Annotated in this window: 15 protein-coding genes and 1 other RNA gene; 4 read left to right on the top strand and 12 right to left on the bottom strand. The window is 60.8% G+C overall.

The window, feature by feature from the left end; genetic code table 11:
* The first annotated feature begins 121 nt into the window (after positions 1–121).
* Positions 122–1564 carry a protein adenylyltransferase SelO gene (locus tag N6G83_RS07045; protein WP_127146145.1) on the top strand — a complete coding sequence of 481 codons (1443 nt, stop codon included), beginning with the start codon at positions 122–124 and terminating at the stop codon, positions 1562–1564.
* A 738-nt stretch (positions 1565–2302) separates the two neighbouring features.
* On the opposite strand, the gene N6G83_RS07040 is transcribed toward N6G83_RS07045, so the two are convergent.
* The 9 genes from N6G83_RS07040 to N6G83_RS07000 all read right to left on the bottom strand — a co-directional run bounded on the left by N6G83_RS07040 (position 2303) and on the right by N6G83_RS07000 (position 11203).
* Positions 2303–3088, bottom strand: coding sequence for a heme ABC transporter ATP-binding protein (locus N6G83_RS07040; RefSeq protein ID WP_025302633.1), 786 nt, complete (start codon positions 3086–3088; stop codon positions 2303–2305).
* Positions 3081–4085 (bottom strand): FecCD family ABC transporter permease, encoded by a 1005-nt coding sequence (locus N6G83_RS07035; protein ID WP_089180832.1) that lies wholly within the window; start codon positions 4083–4085, stop codon positions 3081–3083. The genes N6G83_RS07040 and N6G83_RS07035 overlap by 8 nt, the downstream gene beginning before the upstream one ends.
* Positions 4085–4915 (bottom strand): hemin ABC transporter substrate-binding protein, encoded by an 831-nt coding sequence (locus N6G83_RS07030; RefSeq protein ID WP_089180833.1) that lies wholly within the window; start codon positions 4913–4915, stop codon positions 4085–4087. The genes N6G83_RS07035 and N6G83_RS07030 overlap by 1 nt, the downstream gene beginning before the upstream one ends.
* A complete protein-coding gene (locus N6G83_RS07025) occupies positions 4912–5949 on the bottom strand; it encodes a hemin-degrading factor (protein WP_060447245.1) in 1038 nt (345 codons plus the stop codon). The genes N6G83_RS07030 and N6G83_RS07025 overlap by 4 nt, the downstream gene beginning before the upstream one ends.
* A 66-nt stretch (positions 5950–6015) precedes the next feature.
* The gene (locus tag N6G83_RS07020) at positions 6016–8058 is read right to left on the bottom strand and encodes a TonB-dependent hemoglobin/transferrin/lactoferrin family receptor (protein ID WP_043141123.1); all 2043 of its coding nucleotides are present in this window, start codon (positions 8056–8058) and stop codon (positions 6016–6018) included.
* A 94-nt stretch (positions 8059–8152) separates the two neighbouring features.
* Entirely contained in the window at positions 8153–8335 is a 183-nt protein-coding gene (hemP, locus tag N6G83_RS07015; protein WP_043141213.1) for a hemin uptake protein HemP, read from the bottom strand.
* A 171-nt stretch (positions 8336–8506) separates the two neighbouring features.
* Positions 8507–8992, bottom strand: coding sequence for a glutathione peroxidase (locus N6G83_RS07010; protein WP_025302639.1), 486 nt, complete (start codon positions 8990–8992; stop codon positions 8507–8509).
* A 106-nt stretch (positions 8993–9098) separates the two neighbouring features.
* Positions 9099–10145, bottom strand: a complete 1047-nt coding sequence (locus N6G83_RS07005; protein WP_060447243.1) for a 3-deoxy-7-phosphoheptulonate synthase — start codon at positions 10143–10145, stop codon at positions 9099–9101.
* A gap of 197 nt (positions 10146–10342) precedes the next feature.
* A complete protein-coding gene (locus N6G83_RS07000) occupies positions 10343–11203 on the bottom strand; it encodes a pyruvate, water dikinase regulatory protein (RefSeq protein WP_161781785.1) in 861 nt (286 codons plus the stop codon).
* Positions 11204–11662: 459 nt separating this feature from the next.
* Here N6G83_RS07000 and ppsA point away from each other — a divergent pair, with 459 nt between their 5' ends.
* On the top strand, positions 11663–14041 hold the full coding sequence (ppsA, locus tag N6G83_RS06995) for a phosphoenolpyruvate synthase (RefSeq protein ID WP_043141130.1): 2379 nt from the start codon (positions 11663–11665) through the stop codon (positions 14039–14041).
* Between the two features lie 109 nt (positions 14042–14150).
* Here ppsA and rprA read toward each other — a convergent pair.
* Together rprA and ydiK are read right to left on the bottom strand one after the other, a co-directional pair.
* Positions 14151–14262: antisense sRNA RprA (gene rprA, locus N6G83_RS06990), an RNA gene on the bottom strand.
* A gap of 256 nt (positions 14263–14518) precedes the next feature.
* Complete coding sequence (gene ydiK, locus N6G83_RS06985) at positions 14519–15619, bottom strand: AI-2E family transporter YdiK (RefSeq protein ID WP_025302642.1); 1101 nt, start codon at positions 15617–15619, stop codon at positions 14519–14521.
* A gap of 245 nt (positions 15620–15864) precedes the next feature.
* Between ydiK and N6G83_RS06980 the strand changes: the two genes are divergently transcribed.
* Positions 15865–18921: an FAD-binding and (Fe-S)-binding domain-containing protein gene (locus N6G83_RS06980; RefSeq protein ID WP_260514966.1), complete on the top strand. Its 3057-nt coding sequence runs from the start codon at positions 15865–15867 to the stop codon at positions 18919–18921.
* On the top strand, positions 18918–19334 hold the full coding sequence (gene menI, locus N6G83_RS06975) for a 1,4-dihydroxy-2-naphthoyl-CoA hydrolase (protein ID WP_016927938.1): 417 nt from the start codon (positions 18918–18920) through the stop codon (positions 19332–19334). Before N6G83_RS06980 ends, menI begins: the two co-directional genes overlap by 4 nt.
* Before the next feature lie 45 nt (positions 19335–19379).
* On the opposite strand, the gene N6G83_RS06970 is transcribed toward menI, so the two are convergent.
* Positions 19380–19784, bottom strand: coding sequence for a hypothetical protein (locus N6G83_RS06970; protein ID WP_004931369.1), 405 nt, complete (start codon positions 19782–19784; stop codon positions 19380–19382).
* Between the last annotated feature and the right edge of the window lie 481 nt (positions 19785–20265).

Genomic DNA, 20265 nt, shown 5'->3' with positions numbered 1-20265 from the left:
GCTGAGGGGCAACGCCAAACTCCCCGCATCCGCCCTGGTGACAGGCGGATGCGTTCTCCCTGCATTCCTTCGGTGTTAATCCGCCCGTTCAGGCTCTACACTACGCTGAAACGGAGGGCCTATGCCGCAGTTCGATAACGCTTACTACCAACAGTTACCCGGTTTCTACACCGCCCTGAACCCGACACCGCTCAAGGATGCACGCCTGCTGTACCACAGCGAGCCGCTGGCACGCGAGCTGGGGCTGGATGAAAGCTGGTTTACCCAGGATAAAACCCCCATTTGGGCGGGAGAATCGCTGCTGCCCGGCATGCAGCCGCTGGCACAGGTGTACAGCGGCCACCAGTTCGGCGTATGGGCCGGGCAACTGGGTGATGGCCGCGGCATTTTGCTGGGCGAACAGGTCATGGCGGATGGCAGCCACCGCGATTGGCACTTGAAGGGGGCCGGGCTAACGCCATATTCACGCATGGGGGATGGCCGCGCGGTGCTGCGTTCGGTTATCCGCGAGTTTCTTGCCTCTGAGGCGCTGCACCATCTGGGGATCCCCACCACCCGAGCGTTGACTATCGTCACCAGCCAGCAACCGGTATATCGCGAGCAGCCAGAACGCGGCGCCATGCTGATGCGAGTGGCGGAAAGCCATGTGCGCTTCGGCCACTTCGAACACTTTTATTACCGTAAACAGCCGGAGCAAGTGCGGCAGCTGGCGGATTTCGTCATCGCCCGTCACTGGCCACAGTTGCAGGATCTGGCTGAGCGTTACCTGCTGTGGTTTACCGACGTGGTCGAACGCACGGCGCGTTTGATCGCCCATTGGCAAACCGTCGGTTTCGCCCACGGCGTGATGAACACCGACAATATGTCGATTCTCGGTATCACCATCGATTACGGCCCTTATGGCTTCCTGGACGACTACCAGCCCGGCTATATCTGCAACCACTCCGATCACCAGGGGCGTTACGCCTTCGACAATCAGCCGGCGGTGGCGCTGTGGAACCTGCATCGCCTGGCACAAACCCTGTCTGGGTTGATGACCACCGAGCAGCTGCAGCAGGCGCTGTCGGCATATGAGCCGGCGCTGATGCGCGCCTACGGTGAACAGATGCGCGCCAAACTCGGCTTCTTCACGCCGACGGCGCAGGATAATGACGTGCTCACCGGTCTGTTGAGCCTGATGGCGCAGGAAGGGCGGGACTATACCCGCACGTTCCGCTTGTTGAGCGAGACCGAACAGCAGCAGGCGCAGTCGCCGCTGCGCGACGAGTTTATCGACCGTGCGGCGTTCGACGCCTGGTATCAGCAGTATCGTCAGCGCTTGCAACAGGAACAGGTCAGCGATGCGGAACGGCAACGGGCGATGAAGGCGGTGAACCCGCGCCTGATCCTGCGCAACTATCTGGCGCAGCAGGCGATTGAGGATGCGGAGAAAGACGACGTGGGCCGTTTGCAGCGGTTGCATCAGGCTCTGCTGAGACCGTTCGACGATGCGCCGGAGTATGACTATCTTGCTGCGCTGCCGCCGGATTGGGGCAAACATCTGGAGATTTCCTGCTCCAGTTGAGATGAAAAAGGGCGCCTCATGGCGTAATGCTGGTCAGTTAGCGTTTTTATGCAGGCGTTCGTGAAATTTTCGGTCGATAAAAGTGAGATGCCCCATGTGGCTCTCACACCTCGACCGAGCCAGGGGCCGAAGGCGCGGCCCCTGGCAACCCGCGCCTTTGCCCTATCAGACGGTTGGCTTTGCCAACTCCCCTCTCTCCGCCATACCGCATTGAGGCCGGTTGCGACAGGCGTCCCTGCCTGTCTCACCTGAAACCGCCGTCCATGGCGGTTTCGCCTAATGCGCTATGCCTGCGTTCGGCGTCTTCAAGGGCGCCCAACACCGCGCTCATCTCCAACTTCTCTACCAGAACCTCATAAGCGACAGATTTCCCGGTAGCAGCCAGCTCAGGTGTTGACCTTGGGCGCGCATCACCGGCTGCCGAGCAAGACGGCGTTGTCAGGGTCAACCGGCCAGGGAAGGCCAGTTGAGGCGAGACTAACAGGGACGTTTGTCGCAGCAGACCCGCCCGACAACGAAGACGCGGCGAGGGTATCCGCGTAGCGGACAGATGGTGTTAAGCGAAGGCGCGGGTGGAGGGGTCGCGCCATCGGCCCCTCCAATTGCCGTTCATATTGGCCACAGAGAAATGCGGACATTTACGGCAATTCCCCAGCACAGAACGCCCAGAGGCTGGATAAAAAAATGCCACTCAGGATTAACTGAGCGGCATTACGCCTCATGGCGCCCTTGAACGTTTCATTGTCGCAGATAGACCTGCGGCAGAGACACTTCGGGATGATGCACCACGCCGAGATCGGCCTGATACCAGCGGGTGAGGATCTCCGTCTGCAGGACCTCTTGCGGCGTGCCGCTCGCCACCAGGCGGCCCTGATGCAACAGCAGGATCCTATCGGCGTACAGCGCCGCCAGATTGAGATCGTGCAGCACGCAGCAGACGCCCAGCGGCTGTTGACGTGTCAGCGAGCGCAGCAGGCGCAGGGTGTGCTGCTGGTGATACAGATCCAGCGCCGAGGTCGGCTCGTCGAGAAACAGCCAGGCGGGAGACGGTTGCGGTTGCCACAGCTGCGCCAACACCCGCGCCAACTGCACCCGCTGCTGTTCGCCACCGGACAACCGGCGGTAATCGCGCTGCGCCAGCGCCAGGCAGTCGGTTTGTTCCATCACCTGTTGGATCGCCTGATGCTCGTCGCGTTTGCCGTGCGGCGATCGCCCCATGCTGACCACTTCTTCCACGCTGAAGGGAAACGCCAGATCGCTGTATTGGCGCATCACGGCTCGGACTTTGGCCAACTGCTGCGGCGCCCAGTGTTCCAGCGGGCGGTCGAGCAGCCGGCATTCGCCGCAGTCCGGCGTCAGATAGCCGGTCAGCAAGCGCAGCAGCGTCGATTTGCCGGCGCCGTTAGGGCCGATAATCGCCACCATCTCACCGCTGGCGAGGCTGAGCGAAACGTCGTTGATCAAGCGGCGCGTACCGAGGCTGTAACGCAGCTCTCGGGCTGTCAGGCAGGCGGCGTTATCCACCGGTTCGCTCCCGCTGGCGCATCACCAGCCATAAGAAGTAAGGACCGCCGATCAGGCTGGTCATCAAGCCTACCGGCATTTCGGCCGGCGCCACCAGTGTGCGCGCCAGCGTATCGCTGACCAGCAGCAGGCAGGCGCCGCCCAGCGCGGAGCAGGGCAGTAGCCAGCGGTGATCGCCGCCAAGGCGCATGCGCACCAGATGTGGCACCACCAGACCGACGAAGCCGATCACGCCGCTCATCGCTACCGCTGCGCCGATCAGCAGGGCGCTCAGCAACAGCAGCTGCAGCTTGGCGCGCTGGACGTTCACCCCGAGGTAGTGGGCCTCTTCGTCCCCCAGCTGCAACAGATTCAGCCGGCGCGCCTGCAACAGCGTCAGCAGCGCCGTAGGCAGGATCAGCGAGGCGGAAACGGCCAGCGTCGGCCACTGCGACTGGCTGAGGCTGCCCATCATCCACAGCGAGAACTGGCGCAGCTGTTGATCGCTGCTGATGTAGGAGAGCACGCCGATGGCCGCCATGCACAGGGCGTTGATGGCGATGCCCGCCAGCAGCAGCCGCGACAGATTGCCGTGCCCGCTGCGGCTGATGCCGTAGATCAAAAGCGATACCAGCAGGCTGCCGAGGAACGCCGCCAGCATATGGCCGTATAGCGCGATCGTCACCGGCAACGCCAGCGGCATCACGATGAACAGGGCGACAAACAGCGCGCCGCCGCTGCTGATGCCCAGAAGGCTCGGATCCGCCAGCGGGTTGCGGAACAGCCCCTGCATCACCGCGCCGGACACTGCCAATGCGCAGCCGATCACTACTGCCAGCAGCACGCGCGGCAGACGAATGTTCAGCCAGATGTGCCAGGCGGCGTCGCTGAAGGGTTCGCGCCACAGGGTGCGAAACGACAGCGTCAGCGCGCCCAGGTTGGCGGCGACCAGCGCCAGCAACGTCAGCAGCACCAGCAGGCCGATGATGGCCAACTGAGGCGAAGTGCGACTGCGCATTACTTTTGCTCCGCCGCGTGGCGCAGTTTGGCCAGCGCCGCCGGCGTTTCCAGACCGAAGCCCAGCAGCGCCATGTCATCGACGATCAGTACGCGGCGCTGCTTGCCCGCCGGCGTCAACGCCAGGCCCGGCAGCGTCCACAGCTGCTGTTCGCCGCCGAGGGTGCGCACGCCGTCGGTGGTGACCAGCAACAGATCCGGCGCGCTGGCGATGACGCCTTCCTGCGACAGCGGACGGTAGCGGTCAAAGCCCTGCATGGCGTTTTTCAGTCCGGCGGCGGCGATCACCGCGTCGGCGGCGGTGTGTTGCCCGGCAGCCATCGGCGTAATGCCGCCGTGGCTCATCACGAACAGCACCTTGACCGGCAGCGGAGAGGTATCGACCGCCGCCAGCTGCTGTTGATAGCGCTCGCTCAGCTGTTTGCCTTGCTCAACGCGTTGCAACGCGGCGGCGATCGTAGCGATTTTCTGCGGCACCGCCTGCAGGGTGGTGTCACCCGGCACGCTGACCACTTTGACGCCGCTGTCCGCCAACTGTTTGAGCACCAGCGCCGGCTGCGCCAGCTCGGTCGTCAGCACCAGCGTCGGTTTCAGCGCCAAAATGCCTTCGGCGTTCAGTTGGCGCATGTAGCCGACGTCCGGCAGCTTTTTCACCGCCTCCGGATGCAGACTGGTGCTGTCACGGGCGATCACGTCGTCGCCGGCGCCGAGCGCGAAGGCGATTTCCGTCACGTCGCCGCCGATCGAGACGATGCGCTGCGCCGCCGCGGCGGTGAGCGGCAGCGCCAGCGTCATCATCAGCGTCAGGCGGCGGATCAAGGAAGATTTCATGCGGCGATGTCCTTGGCGGCGAGCGCGGCAACCTGCTCGCGCCACTGGGTTTGTTCCGGCTGCCCTTCGGTACGCTGGCCATACAGCTGCGCAATCTGCGTGCCATCGGCGGCGAACAGCTCCAGGCTGGTGACGATGCCGTCCTTGGTCGGTTTGCGGGTGATCCAGCTTTCGGCGATGGCGTCTTCAATCAGGTGCAGCGTGAAGCGGCGGTTGAACACGTTGATCCAGCCTTCCTGCGGCATCAAACGTTCGATCTGGCCGGTGAAGATCTGCACGCAGCCGCGGTTGCCGACGAAGATCATGATCTCGTTTTGCTGCTGCTGCGCCGCTTGCAGCAGCTGCGAGAGCGCGCTGTTGTCTACCTGATAGGCCAGATCGTCGCCGACGGCGCGGAACGCCTGCTGACGCGTGAGCTTATTGCGGCTCAGCAGCTGGAAGAACTGGTGAACGTCGGTCATCGCGCGCCATTCACCGTCGATTTTGGCATGATCCTGCGTCGTTTCATCCGCGGTGCTCACCTCGGCGGGTTGCAGCGCCAGCGCCGGGTTTTCTTCGCTCAGGTGGCGCTCCACCAGCGCCATCCAGGCCGGCAGATCGGTCTCTTCGGTGGTGTAGACCTTGTGCAGCGCATCGCCCTGTTGGTCGAAGAACTGGATGCTGTGGCGCACACCGCGTTTGTTGGTTTCGCTCATAGCGAAAACGCTGGTCCAGTGGTTGAGGAACAGGCGCAGATCCAGCTCGCGCGGGTTGAGGATCAGCCCGGCGTGGCCGTTGAGGTGCTGGTTGCGGTAGCGGCCCATCTGCTCATGCACCGCATAGCTGTTGCGGGTGATGGATTTGGTGACGCCCACTTGCTCAAGCTCGGTCAGCAGGGTGCGCGCGTCGGCCTGCAGGCGGCGAGTGTCGTGGCCGACGCGGGCGTGCGTCAGCTCCGCTTCGCTGACGCCAAGGATCGCCGCCAGATCGCGGGCGTATTTGCCGGGGTGGTCGATTTTGGCCTGTTGGTAGCGTTCGTATAGGGTGTTGCTCATGCGGGATTCTCCTGCGCTGTAATGCGAACGGCGGACAACCGGGTTGTCCGCCAGATAGTCAAATGATTACCACTGGTAGCTGACCAGCAGTTTGGCGTTGCGGCCATCCTGCGGGACGCCCTGCGGCGAGTAATATTCTTTGTCGAAGGCGTTGCCCAGTACCACGGTGGTGGTCATGCCCTGCAGTCGATCGCGGCCCTTGTAGCTCAGATAGAAGTCGTTGACGCCATAGCCGCCTTGCTCCGGCGTCCCCGTTTGTACGCGGGTGGCGCGTTCGGCGAAGGTGGCGACCCAGCCGGCGGACAAACCGGTTTCGCCCAGCGGCACGTCCAGCGAACTGGTGACGGTATCCGGGCTGATGTCGGCCAGCCAATCGCCGCTTTTCGCGTTCAATTCGCCATTGCGAGACTTGTCCTTGCCGCGTGTGCGGTTGTAAGCCAGATCCCAGTTAAACCACTTGGTCTGGTAGTTCAGCGAGGTGTCCCAACCCCAAATCTTGGCGCGAGAGATATTCGCTGAGGCGGTCTGCGTGCGAGTGACATACATGAAGATATAGTCTTTGGCGTCGGTATCGAAGTAACTGGCCTTGAATTGCAGGCTGTCATCCGCCAGCAGCAGATCGTCGAAGCGCAAGCCGAAACCGGCTTCGGTGGTGCTGGTGGTTTCCGGCCGCAGATTCGGATTAGGCACCCAATAGTTGCCGGGGAAGTGACGCGAATCGTTGTACATCTCGCCCATGGTCGGGGCGCGGAAGGCCTGGGAATAGGAGCCGAACAGCATCAGCCAGTCGGTCGGCGAGTAGCTCAGGGCCCCGCGGGACGACCATTTGTCGGCCTTGACGTCTTCGTGGCCCTGGCTGCTGCCTTTGTAATCGTCGTAGCGCGTGCCGGCCAGCACGGTGATCGGAATGTCGCGCAGCGTGATTTCATCCTGCAGCCAGCCGGAGGCGAAGTTGATCTTGGCCTGCGGGAAACTGGTGGTGGCGCCGCCCGGCTGCTGTTTCTGTTCATACACTTCGGAGCCGTAGGTCAGCAGGTGTGACGCAAAGCTGTCGGCGAACAGACGCGTGCGGTTTTCCAGCTTGCCGCCGTTGGTGGTCTGCTTGCGGAATTCGTCGGTCGCACCGGCGTTGTGCGCATTGATTTTGACTTCCGAGGTGTACAGCTTGGCGGTGGCGTCCAGCCAATCCTGGCCGACCGGCTTGAGCTTATAGCTCAGAGCGGCATCACGCTGGATGGTGGAGCGGTTGGTCATCGGGTTGCCGCTCGAGCTGCCCGGCGTCTGCGGGTTTTTCGGCTCCTGGGCGCTGTTGTTGTAGTAGCGCAGATCGCCGCTCAATGACTGATTGTCGTCGATTTTCCAGGTGCCTTTTGCCAGCACGTTGCTGATGGTTTCGTCGTTAGGCGCATCGAAGCCGTTGCCCTGACGCAGATTACCGACGTCGCGGGTGCCGAACGACAGCAAACCGTCGAGGTTATCGGTCTTGCCGTAGGCGCTGGCGCCCATGCCCAGGCTGTGATCGCCGCTGCCGGCGGTGCCGTAGACGCGGAACCCGGTATCGTGGCCCGGCAGCAGCAGATCGGCGGCATCGACGGTCTCGTAGGCGATGACGCCGCCCAGCGCGCCGCTGCCATACAGCAACGCAGAGGGACCGCGCACGATTTCAATGCGCTTGACCAGCGCCGGATCGAGGAAGGTGCCGCCGATGTGGCCGGTATCGGTCCCCTGGCGGATGCCGTCAACCAGCGTCAGCACGCCGTTTTTGCCGTAGCCGCGCATCGTTACGTCCTGACCGTTGCTGCGCCCGGTGCCGTTCACGGTGATGCCCGGCACGCGGCGCAGCATATCGGCGGCCGAGGTGGCGGTCTGGCTTTCTGGCGAGTTGCCTTCGATGACCGTGACCATCATCGGCGCTTCAAAGCTGCTGCGTTGGTTGCCGGTGGCGACCACGGTCATGGTCTCGTCGGCGGCTTTGGCTTTTTTAGCCGGCGCCGCGTTGGAAGAGGGTGTTGTGCTGGTGTTTTGTGCCAAGGCCACCGTAGGCAGAGCGCAGGCAATCGCCAGACTCAAAGCGGAAAAACGCAGCCGGGTGGAAAATGTCAGAGGCATGGTGCAACTCTCCGTATGTAATAAAACATATCAATAGATTTGCTGGCTGCCTGGATCAACCGATCGGGGTGGCTGGCGTTTGAGGGTTCTATGGTTATTTGGTCAGGATCAATTTCCCGGCTTTGGTTTGCCGCAGCTGATAGCGCTGGCCCTGATGGGTAATGAACGCGATGCCGTCGGTGCCGAGCAGCTGTGCGCTGTCGTAGCTGGGCGGCGCGTTTGCGCTGTGCTCGGTCGGGGCCGCGGCGGCGGGGGTAGGCGTGTTGGCAGTATCCATCATCATTGTGCTTATAAAACAGACCATTAAATGGTAATTAATATCAAACTGAGAATCATTATCATGTGAAGGAAAGGTTACATCAAGGAAAATTTTCTTACCGATGGAACCTTTTTGTCGAACGGACATCCGGCGGCGGGCCGAGCGCACTCGGCCCGTAAAAAAGGGGCGTTATTTCAGCAGGGTTTCGATGCGGTCAAACAAACGCTCGGGCTTAGTGATCGGCGCAAAGCGCGTGATACGCTGGCCGTCGGCGGTGAGCAGGAATTTGGTGAAATTCCACTTGATGCGGCGGCTGCCCAGAATGCCGGGTGCCAGGCGTTTCAGCTCATTGAACAGCGGGTGCGCGCCGGGACCGTTAACGTCTATCTTGCTGAACAGCGGGAAACTGACGCCGTAGTTGAGGCTGCAAAAGTTGGCGATCTCCAGCGGACTGCCCGGCTCCTGAGAACCAAACTGGTTGCAGGGGAAGCCGAGCACCACCAGGCCGCGTTCGCGATAGTATTGCCACAAATTTTCCAGCCCACGGTATTGCGGGGTGAAGCCGCACTTGCTGGCGGTGTTGACCACCAGGTAAGCGCGCGCCGGGAAATCGCCCAGCGTTTTTTGCTCGCCCTGCAGCGTGACGCAGGGGATGGATAACAGAGAGTGAATCATGCCGGGGCTCCCAGTGCGTTTCGGCGGGCGCTAAAGCGTTGCAATCAGTATAGATGAGCGGGGCAGAAGGAATAAAGCCGGGGGCGTGGCCCCGGCCTCTACTGGGTTAGAAACGGCTATCAACCGCATCCGCCAGCATCGCCAGCAACTGCTCGCTGTCGGACCAGCTCAGGCAAGGATCGGTGATCGACTGGCCATAGGTCAGCGGCTGGCCGGCGACGATTTTCTGCGTGCCTTCCACCAGGAAGCTTTCCGCCATCACGCCGGTGATGGCGGCGGAGCCGGCGCGGATCTGCTGGCAGACGTTGTCGGCCACTTCCAGCTGGCGACGGTGCATTTTCTGGCAGTTGCCGTGGCTGAAGTCGATCACCAGGTGTTCAGGCAGATCGAACTCGCGCAGGCAGTCACAGGCGGCGGCGATGTCGCTGGCGTGGTAGTTCGGCGTTTTTCCGCCGCGCATGATGATGTGGCCGTACGGGTTGCCGCTGGTCTGGTAGATGGTCATCTGGCCATGTTTGTCCGGCGACAGGAACATGTGCCCGGCGCGCGCCGCGCGAATGGCGTCGATGGCGATGCGGGTGTTGCCGTCGGTGCCGTTTTTGAAGCCGACCGGGCAGGAGAGCGCCGAGGCCATTTCACGGTGGATCTGGCTTTCGGTGGTGCGCGCACCGATGGCGCCCCAGCTGATCAGATCGGCGATGTATTGGCCGACGACCATGTCCAGGAATTCGGTGGCGGTCGGCAGGCCGAGCTGGTTCACTTCCAGCAGCAGGCGGCGCGCCATTTCGATGCCGCGGTTGACCTGGAAGGTGCCGTCCAGCGCCGGATCGGAGATCAGGCCTTTCCAGCCGACGACGGTACGCGGTTTTTCGAAGTAGGTACGCATCACGATTTCCAGACGATCCTGGTAGCGTTCGCGCAGGGCGTTCAACCGGCCAGCGTAATCGACGGCGGCGTCGAGATCGTGGATGGAGCAGGGGCCGATCACCACCAGCAGGCGGCGGTCTTCACCGGTGAGGATTTTTTCAATGCGTTTTCGTGACGCTGTCACGTTGTCGGCGACGGCCGCCGAGATCGGCAGCTTGTCTGCCAACGCTTGCGGCGTGACGAGGCTGTCGATGCGCGCGGTCCGCAGTTCATCTGTTTTGTGCATGTTGTTCCCTGGAAACTGTTCTTCTCTGCGGCAGGAGTGCCGGGAAGTGATGGCGATCACAATAACGCAAAAAGCGCTGAATTCAACCGTAGAGATTGTGTTCTGTTGATCAAAACCGCGAAAAAAAGCACAAAAAAATCAGCTGCTGTTGAAATAAACGGCAGGCGGCGGGGCACGGCGGCCCCGCGAGAAAATGATCAGAACATGCGGCGACTCATACCGAGGATGTCGAGGATTTTGGTGGAAATCTCTTCGACAGAATAATTGGTGGTATTGAGGTAGCGGATCTGATTTTTGCGGAACAGCGCCTCGACCTCGGCGATCTCCATGCGGCACTGGCGTAATGAAGCGTAACGGCTGTTTTCACGCCGCTCTTCACGGATCGCCGCCAGGCGTTCCGGATCGATGGTCAGGCCGAATAATTTATGCTGAAACGGTTTCAGCGAGGCCGGCAGGTGCAAATTATCCATATCGTCGGCGATAAACGGATAGTTGGCGGCGCGAATACCGAACTGCATCGCCAGATAAAGGCTGGTGGGGGTTTTGCCGCAGCGCGACACGCCGAGCAGGATCACCTGCGCCTGATCGAGGTTGCGCAGCGAAATGCCGTCGTCATGCGCCAGGGTATAGTCGATGGCGGCAATGCGCGCGTCGTACTTGCCGAGGTTGCTGGCGGTCAGGCCGTGGGTGCGGTTCGGCACCGGCGTCGGTTCCACTTCCAGCTCGCCCTGCAGCGGGCCGACCAGCGCCTGCACGATATCCTGGCAGAAGCCCTGGCTCTGCACGATCACATCGCGCACTTCCGGCGAGATGATGGAGTAAAACACCAGTGGCCGCACGCCGGTTTGATTATAAATATCATCGATTTGCTGGCGAACTGCACGCGCGCGCGCCTCGGTTTCGACGAACGGCAGGGTAAAGGTGGTCGCCGTGACCGGAAACTGCGACAGCACCGCGTGCCCCAACACTTCGGCGGTGATCGCCGTACCATCCGAAATATAAAAAACGCTTCTTTCCACCCGAGGCTCCTTACCTGAAAACGGTGTTCCTGCTGTCATCACTGTCAATATCATGGGCCGCGGACGATCCGTCGGTAAAGGGGGGAGGGAAAAAATTGTGACGGCGGGACGGTAAAGCGCTTTGCGCCGGCGCGTGAAGAAAAGCGCGTTTTGCCGGCGGTAAAAATTGTGGCGCAACGAGGTTTTTCGACCCGAAACGTAAATTTGCCGTTATTTTCACCAAAAACGGTAGCGTTTGCGCGGTCATTAAAACAGAAGTTTAAAAAGAACGTAATTTGTTGAGAACTAAGCTTTTCGTGCGATTGGGAACGGTTCCCTGCCAAATCAGCCGGTTAGGACATTCTCTTAAAAACCACTTTCTTCAGTGGGTTGATCGATTCACCTTTCCATTTTCCTCAGATCAGTGTGCTAGTCTGATTCGGCTCCGTGTTAGCGGCGCCGTAAAGCAAGCGAATTAAATCCGTCTTTACCCTACTGATAGCAATAAGGATTGTCTCGATGTCCAACAATGGCCCAGACTTGCGTAATGTGCTTTGGTACAACCAGCTTGGCATGCACGACGTTGACCGTGTCGGCGGCAAAAACGCCTCCCTCGGTGAAATGATCACCAATCTTTCCGATTTGGGCGTGGCCGTGCCGAACGGTTTTGCCACCACCGCACAGGCGTTTAACGATTTCCTCGAACAAAGCGGTGTTAACCAGCGCATCTATCAGCTACTGGATCAGACCGACGTTGACGACGTTGCCCAACTGGCCAAGGCCGGCGCCCAGATCCGCCAATGGGTGATCGACACGCCGTTCCACGCCGAGTTCGAGCGTGAAATTCATCAGGCTTACCAACAGCTCGCCGACGGCGAACCGGAAGCTTCCTTTGCGGTGCGCTCCTCCGCCACGGCGGAAGACATGCCGGACGCGTCCTTCGCCGGCCAGCAGGAAACCTTCCTCAACGTGCAGGGCATCGACGCCGTAATGGTGGCGATCAAGCACGTGTTCGCCTCGCTGTTCAACGACCGCGCTATCTCTTATCGCGTGCACCAGGGCTATGACCACCGCGGCGTGGCGCTGTCGGCGGGCGTACAGCGCATGGTGCGCTCGGATCTGGCCTCCTCGGGCGTGATGTTCACCATCGATACCGAGTCCGGCTTTGATCAGGTGGTGTTCATCACCTCCGCCTTCGGTCTGGGTGAAATGGTGGTGCAGGGCGCGGTGAACCCGGATGAGTTCTACGTGCACAAACCGACGCTGCAAAAAGGCAAGCCGGCGATCGTGCGCCGCAACCTGGGCTCGAAAAAGATCCGCATGGTGTACGCACCGTCGCAGGATCACGGCAAACAGGTGCGCATCGAAGACGTGCCTGAAGCGCAGCGCAGCCGTTTCTCGCTGACGGATGACGAAGTGCAGGCGCTGGCGCAGCAGGCGATCCTGATCGAAAAACATTACGGCCGCCCGATGGATATCGAATGGGCGAAAGACGGCCATTCCGGCAAGCTGCTGATCGTGCAGGCGCGTCCGGAAACCGTTCGCTCCAACGAACAAACCATGGAGCGCTACCAGCTGAATGGCACTAGCCCGGTGCTGGTGGAAGGCCGCGCCATCGGTCATCGCATCGGCGCCGGTCCGGTGAAAGTGATCCACGACATCAGCGAAATGGATCGCATCCTGCCGGGCGACGTGCTGGTGACCGACATGACCGACCCGGACTGGGAGCCGATCATGAAGAAGGCCGCCGCGATCGTCACCAACCGCGGCGGGCGCACCTGTCACGCGGCGATCATCGCCCGTGAGTTGGGCATCCCGGCGGTGGTAGGCTGCGGCCACGCCACCGATGTGCTGAAAGACGGCCAGAAAGTCACCGTTTCCTGTGCGGAAGGCGACACCGGCTTCGTTTACAGCGACATGCTGGATTTCAGCGTGCAGAGCTCCGAAGTGACCGAGCTGCCGGATCTGCCGCTGAAGATCATGATGAACGTCGGCAACCCGGATCGCGCTTTCGACTTTGCGCGTTTGCCAAATGAAGGCGTGGGCCTGGCGCGGCTGGAATTTATCATCAACCGCATGATCGGTGTGCACCCGCGCGCGCTGCTGGAGTTCGATCAGCAGACGCCGGCGCTGCAAAACGAAATTCGCGCGTTAATGCAGGGTTACGACCACCCGGTCGAGTTCTACGTTGGCCGCCTGACAGAAGGGATCGCGACGCTGGGTGCCGCCTTCTGGCCGAAGCGTGTGATCGTGCGCCTGTCCGACTTCAAATCCAACGAGTACGCCAACCTGGTGGGCGGCGATAAGTATGAACCGCACGAAGAGAACCCGATGCTGGGCTTCCGCGGCGCCGGCCGTTACGTGGCCGACAGCTTCCGCGATTGCTTCGCGCTGGAGTGCGAGGCGGTGAAACGCGTGCGTAACGAAATGGGGCTGACCAACGTCGAAATCATGGTGCCGTTCGTGCGCACCGTGGCCCAGGCGGAAGCGGTGGTGGCGGAGCTGGCGCGTCAGGGGCTGAAGCGCGGTGAAAACGGGCTGAAAGTGATCATGATGTGCGAGATCCCGTCCAATGCGCTGTTGGCGGATCAGTTCCTCGAGCACTTCGACGGCTTCTCTATCGGTTCCAACGACATGACCCAGCTGGCGCTGGGGCTGGATCGTGACTCCGGCGTGGTGTCGGAACTGTTCGACGAGCGCAACGAGGCGGTGAAAGCGCTGCTGTCGATGGCGATTCAGGCGGCCAAACGCCACGGCAAATACGTCGGCATCTGCGGCCAGGGCCCGTCTGACCATGAAGACTTCGCCGAGTGGCTGATGGAGCAGGGCATCGACAGCCTGTCGCTCAACCCAGACACCGTGGTGCAGACCTGGATCAATTTGTCGAAAAAGAAATAATGTCTCGGCCTCGCTGAGGCGTTAACGCCGGGCCGCAGTTAACGCTGCGGCCTTTTTATTTCCGAATGTAAATAACGGCGCGTAAAATAATCAATTCGACGAAAAAAGAATAAAAAAAAGCCCACCGTAGGAGATGGGCAAAGACTACACACAGCAATTCACATGTATGGCATTACATTGTTCAGAAAGGTTGCTTTAAAATCAGTGATTTGAAGCAATAGATGGCCATAATACTAGATTTTTGAACACGACTAGTCATTAAGAATCATCCTAATCGATAGCGCCATCACATTTTATTTGTGGGAGTTATCTCTTTTTGCCGCTTGCAACAAACAGGGATTTACATTGCACCTTTCATTCGCTGTACCGTAATCAATATAGGGCGGCATTATATTTGGCGGAGATATTACTCGAATGAGGTAGGAATAATGACCTGAGTGAAATGTTCCGCCCGACGATGCGGGCGGAAGGGGGGGATTAGCGTTTTTCCAGATCTTCGATGACTTGCTCCGGCGCGGTGGTCGGCTCCGGGGCTTCATCCATCCAGGCCGTCAGCAGGCGATAAGATACCGCCAACACCACCGGGCCGATGAACAGGCCAATCATGCCGAAGGCCAGCAAACCGCCGATAACGCCGGACAGGATCAGCAGCAGCGGCAGGTCGGCGCCCATGCGGATCAGCACCGGGCGCAGCACGTTATCCAGCGTGGCCACCACGCAGCTCCAGACCAGCAGTACGGTGCCCCAGGTGGTGTCGCCGTGCCAGTACAGCCAGATGATGGCCGGCACCAGCACCAACAGCGGCCCCAATTGTGCCACGCAGCAGATAAAGATCAGCATCGTCAGCAGGGTGGCGGCTGGTATGCCGCTCACCGCCAGACCGATGCCGCCCAGCACCGACTGCACCAACGCCGTCACCACCACGCCCAGCGCGACGGCGCGGATCGCCTGGCCGCCCAGTAGCACCGCCGCATCGCCGCGTTTGGAGCCGAGGCGTACCGCAAAGTGACGGATACCCAGCGCCACCTGCTCGCCGCGCGCATACAACAAGGCGCTGAACAGCAGCATCAGCGCGCAGTGCAGCAGCAGACGGCCGATATGCGCCGCCTGCGCCACGAACCAGGTGGCGGTTTGACCGAAGTACGGCTGTACCTTCGCCAGCAGCGCAGCGCCGCCGGCGTTAACCAATGTGTGGTAGCTGGTATAGAGCCTGTCGCCGATCATCGGCACGGACTGCAACCAGGCGAGATCGGGAATGTGCAGCTTGCCGGGTGAACTGGCCCAGGCGATCAGCGGCGCGCTGTTATCCACCACGCTGCTGATCAGCAGGGAAATCGGCAGAATGAACAGCAGGATCAGCAGCAGGGTCATGACCAACACCGCCAGCGAGCGACGGCCCCACAGCAGCTTTTGCAGTTTGAGCAGCAACGGCCAGGTGGCGATCACCACCATGCCCGCCCAGGCGAAGCCGAGAATAAACGGTTGGATCACCCAAAAACAGGCAACGATCATGATGGCGATAAACAGCACGCCGAAAATAATTCGCGGTAAGTCGTAACGCGATTGCGGGAGTGGCATCAGTGGCTTCTCATCCTGGTCAATTAAATCCCTGGCACCGGCGAATCGGGGTGCCTGTCGGTCGGTTTATCGCCGCCGGGCGGCCGCCTGTGGCGGCGCTCGCAGGGCGGTAATAATGTGAATGCCTTCACTAAACGAGTATGTTAGTTTTTAGTGTCACTAAAAAATAGGGTGGGTCTGAATTAAAGGCCCGATTCAGCGTACATCAGCGCATAAAAAATAGACGGACAGGGTCAAAAAAGCGAATGATCCCACAGATTTCTCAGGCGCCCGGCCTCGTTCAACGGGTGCTCGACTTTTTGGAAGCACTGAAGCAAAACGGATTCAACGGCGATACCGCCACCAGCTACGCCGACCGCCTGACGATGGCCACCGACAACAGTATCTATCAGCTGTTGCCCGATGCGGTGGTGTTCCCCCGTTCCACCGCTGACGTGGCGCTGATTGCGCGTCTGGCCGGGGAAGAGCGATTCAATACGCTGACCTTCAGCCCGCGCGGCGGCGGCACTGGCACCAACGGCCAGTCGCTCAATACCGGCATCGTGGTCGATATGTCGCGCCATATGAACCGCATTCTGGAGATCAACGTCGAACAAGGCTGGGTGAAAGTCGAAGCCGGCGTGATCAAGGATCAGCTGAATCAATACCTGCGGCCGTTCGGCTACTTCTTCTCGCCGGAACTGTCCACCAGCAACCGCGCCACGCTGGGCGGCATGATCAACACCGACGCCTCCGGCCAAGGTTCGCTGGTATACGGCAAAACCTCCGATCACGTGTTGGGCCTGCGGGCGGTGCTGCTGGGCGGCGAGATGATCGATACCCGCGCCATGCCGACGGCGCTGGCGGAAACGATTGCTCTGGAAGAGACCGCGGAAGGGCGCATTTACCGCACGGTGCTCAATCGCTGCCGTGAGCAGCGCGCATTGATCCTGGAGAAATTCCCCAAGCTCAACCGCTTCCTCACCGGTTACGATCTGCGCCACGTGCTGAGCGACGATCTGCAAACCTTCGATCTGACGCGCATCCTGACCGGCGCCGAAGGCACGCTGGCGTTTATCACCGAGGCGCGGCTGGATATCACGCCGCTGCCGAAAGTGCGCCGCCTGGTCAACGTGAAGTACGACTCCTTCGACTCGGCGCTGCGCAATGCGCCCTTTATGGTCGAGGCCAAGGCGCTGTCGGTGGAAACCATCGATTCCAAGGTGCTGAATCTGGCGCGTGAAGACATTGTTTGGCACTCGGTGAACGAACTGATCGCCGACGTGCCGGATAAAGAAATGCTCGGGCTGAACATCGTCGAGTTCGCCGGCGACGATCGGGCGCTGATCGACGGCCAGATGGAGGCTCTGTGCCAACGGCTGGATGAACTGATCGCGCAGCGGCAGGGCGGCGTGATCGGGTACCAGATCTGCGGCGATCTGGCTGGCATCGAGCGCATTTACAACATGCGCAAGAAGGCGGTCGGGCTGCTGGGCAACGCCAAGGGGCGCGCCAAGCCGATTCCGTTTGCCGAGGATACCTGTGTGCCGCCGCAACACCTGGCGGACTATATCGTCGAATTCCGTCAACTGCTTGACGACCACAACCTGAGCTACGGCATGTTCGGCCACGTCGACGCCGGGGTGTTGCACGTGCGCCCGGCGCTCGACATGTGCGACCCGCAGCAGGAAGTGCTGATGAAGCAGATCTCCGATCGGGTGGTGGCGCTCACTGCCAAATACGGCGGCCTGCTGTGGGGCGAGCACGGCAAGGGGTTCCGCGCCGAGTACAGCCCTGAATTCTTCGGGGAAACGCTGTACGAGGAGCTGCGCCGTATCAAGACGGCGTTCGATCCGGATAACCGTCTTAACCCGGGCAAGATCTGTTCGCCGCTGGCGGTGGATGCGCCGATGATGCAGGTGGACGCGGTCAAACGCGGCACCTTCGATCGCCAGATCCCGGTCGAGGTGCGCACCTCGTTCCGCGGCGCGCTGGAGTGTAACGGCAACGGTCTGTGCTTCAACTTCGACGTGCGCAGCCCGATGTGCCCGTCGATGAAGATCAGCGGCAACCGCATCCATTCGCCGAAAGGGCGGGCGACGCTGGTGCGCGAGTGGCTGCGTCTGTTGGCCGAGCAGGGCGTCGATCCGTTGGCGCTGGAGAAACAGCTGCCGCAGCAGCGCCTCAGCTTGCGTGGCCTGATCGAAAAGACCCGCAACAGCTGGCATGCCGGCAAGGGGGAGTACGACTTTTCGCACGAAGTGAAAGAGGCGATGTCCGGCTGTCTGGCCTGCAAGGCCTGTTCCACCCAGTGCCCGATCAAAATTGACGTGCCGGGGTTCCGTTCGCGCTTCCTGCAGCTTTACCATACCCGCTACCTGCGCCCGGTGAGCGACTACATGGTCGCCGGCGTGGAGAGCTATACCCCGTTGATGGCCCGCGCGGCGAAGGTGTTCAACTTCTTCTTCCGCCAGCCGTGGCTGCGGGAGATGAGCCGCAACGCCGTCGGCATGGTCGATCTGCCGCTGTTGTCCAGCCCGACGCTGCGTCAGCAGCTGTCCGGCCACCGCGCGACCACGCTGACGCTGGAACAGTTGGAAGGGTTGAACGCCGAGCAACGCGAAGAACACGTGCTGATTGTTCAGGATCCGTTCACCAGCTATTACGACGCCAAAGTGGTGGCGGATTTCGTTCGGCTGGTGGAAAAGCTCGGCTATAAACCGGTGCTGCTGCCGTTCTCGCCGAACGGCAAGGCGCAGCATGTGAAGGGCTTCCTGACGCGGTTCGCCCGCACCGCGCGCAAAACCGCCGATTTCCTCAACCGCGTGGCGCAGCTCGGCATGCCGCTGGTGGGTGTCGATCCGGCGCTGGTGCTGTGCTATCGCGACGAATACCGCGAGATCCTCGGCGCTGAGCGCGGCGATTTCCAGGTGCAGCTGGTGCATGAATGGTTGCAGCAGCGGATCGCGGATCGCGCCGAACAGCCGGCGACCGGCGAACCCTGGTATCTGTTCGGTCACTGCACCGAAACCACCGCGCTGCCGGCCAGCGGCCAACAGTGGGCGGCGATCTTCGCCCGTTTCGGCGCCAAACTGGAGAATGTCAGCGTCGGCTGCTGCGGCATGGCGGGGACTTACGGCCATGAAGCCAAGAACCTGCAAAACTCGCTCGGCATTTATGAGCTATCATGGCACCCGACGCTACAGCGTTTGCCGCGGCAGCGCTGCCTGGCGACCGGTTATTCCTGCCGCAGTCAGGTGAAACGCATCGAGGGCAATGGCGTGCGCCACCCATTACAGGCACTTCTGGAGATGATTGAGTGAAATTGTGGAAACGTGAAACATCGCTGGAGCAGCTGAACCGCGCCGGCGACGGCTGCATGGTCAGCCATGTGGGCATCGAGTTTACCCAATTGGGCGAGGATTTCCTCGAGGCCACCATGCCGGTCGATGGCCGTACCCGCCAGCCGTTCGGGCTGTTGCACGGCGGGGCGTCGGTGGTGCTGGCGGAATCGATGGGATCGATGGCCGGTTACCTGTGCAGTGAGGGCGAGCAGAAAGTGGTGGGGCTGGAGATCAACGCCAACCACCTGCGCGCGGTGTTCGATGGCCAGGTGCGCGGGGTATGTCGCGCACTGCACGTCGGCCGTCGCCATCAGGTGTGGCAAATCGAGATCTTCGACGCGCGCGATCGGCTGTGCTGCACCTCGCGTCTGACCACGGCGGTCATCGACTGATTCTCGCCGGTTTCCGCAGGCTGCCGGCCTGCGGAGCCTTTCGCTTTACAGCTGAAACGGCACGCGTTTGACGAAGTCCTTCTGAAACGCGTTTGCCTTCTCCCAGGTGCCTTCCATCGCATATTTTTGGCAGATCAGCGTCAGCGTGTGGCGGGCGAAGTGGTAGCTTTGCACCCGAAACAGCTGGCAGCGCTGCGGATTGTTGATCTCGACGATCAGCCGGTTGTGCAGCTTGCTGAGCGCGTGCAGGTAGCTGTCGTCATCGCCGTTCTCCAGGCACAGATTGGCCATGGTGAGGCTGACGCTGTTGTACCGCTTCAGGTGGTCGATATTGCATTCCGGGCGCCGCAGCGCCGCTTCGGCCATATAAAAGTCCACCGTGGCGTCGCGCACGCTGAATTTGTAGTCATCAATCTTGCCCAGCAACCATGCGTTGATCGAAAGAGTCATTGGCTTCGCGCTCAAATTCAAATTGAATGATAATCATTATCATATAAATTGCCGCGTTGCCGATCAATCCCCGGCGCGGCGTTTTTTCATCGTGGGGGTGTAAAAGGCCGCCGACGACCCAATTTAATCCTGAGCGACTAAACTTTAACCTGAGGGGCGCGCGCTGGTGCCGCGCCACGAAATGCCGATAAACGCACATTTACGACAGACAGAATGCAGAAATAGGTATTTTCTATGAATGTTTAGATCGGCAGTGTACCGCGGCACTGTAACGCTGACGGGCCACCGGGGAGTGCGGTACGGTGATGCAGGATAAAGAACAAATTCATAGGGATAGCATGCACACCTTGCCGCCAGATGCCGCAAGCCACCACGAATGTCCCGCTGGCTTGCCGCACGCCGCAGCGAAAAACCGCGCTCGCGGTGGATACCCCCGCAAAACAAACGGTTGAAGTGATAATCGTTATCACTAACATATAAG

Source organism: Serratia sp. PL7 (assembly GCF_945957435.1).
This window is presented reverse-complemented; position numbering and strand designations above follow the sequence as displayed.

Excerpts from the sequence above, each read along its gene's own strand:
- N6G83_RS07045 (WP_127146145.1), top strand. The coding sequence starts at position 122 with ATGCCGCAGTTCGATAACGCTTACTACCAACAGTTACCCGGTTTCTAC.
- N6G83_RS07035 (WP_089180832.1), bottom strand. The coding sequence starts at position 4,085 with ATGCGCAGTCGCACTTCGCCTCAGTTGGCCATCATCGGCCTGCTGGTG.
- N6G83_RS07030 (WP_089180833.1), bottom strand. The coding sequence starts at position 4,915 with ATGAAATCTTCCTTGATCCGCCGCCTGACGCTGATGATGACGCTGGCG.
- N6G83_RS07025 (WP_060447245.1), bottom strand. The coding sequence starts at position 5,949 with ATGAGCAACACCCTATACGAACGCTACCAACAGGCCAAAATCGACCAC.
- N6G83_RS07020 (WP_043141123.1), bottom strand. The coding sequence starts at position 8,058 with ATGCCTCTGACATTTTCCACCCGGCTGCGTTTTTCCGCTTTGAGTCTG.
- hemP (WP_043141213.1), bottom strand. The coding sequence starts at position 8,335 with ATGGATACTGCCAACACGCCTACCCCCGCCGCCGCGGCCCCGACCGAG.
- N6G83_RS07010 (WP_025302639.1), bottom strand. The coding sequence starts at position 8,992 with ATGATTCACTCTCTGTTATCCATCCCCTGCGTCACGCTGCAGGGCGAG.
- N6G83_RS07005 (WP_060447243.1), bottom strand. The coding sequence starts at position 10,145 with ATGCACAAAACAGATGAACTGCGGACCGCGCGCATCGACAGCCTCGTC.
- N6G83_RS07000 (WP_161781785.1), bottom strand. The coding sequence starts at position 11,203 with ATGACAGCAGGAACACCGTTTTCAGGTAAGGAGCCTCGGGTGGAAAGA.
- ppsA (WP_043141130.1), top strand. The coding sequence starts at position 11,663 with ATGTCCAACAATGGCCCAGACTTGCGTAATGTGCTTTGGTACAACCAG.
- ydiK (WP_025302642.1), bottom strand. The coding sequence starts at position 15,619 with ATGCCACTCCCGCAATCGCGTTACGACTTACCGCGAATTATTTTCGGC.
- N6G83_RS06980 (WP_260514966.1), top strand. The coding sequence starts at position 15,865 with ATGATCCCACAGATTTCTCAGGCGCCCGGCCTCGTTCAACGGGTGCTC.
- N6G83_RS06970 (WP_004931369.1), bottom strand. The coding sequence starts at position 19,784 with ATGACTCTTTCGATCAACGCATGGTTGCTGGGCAAGATTGATGACTAC.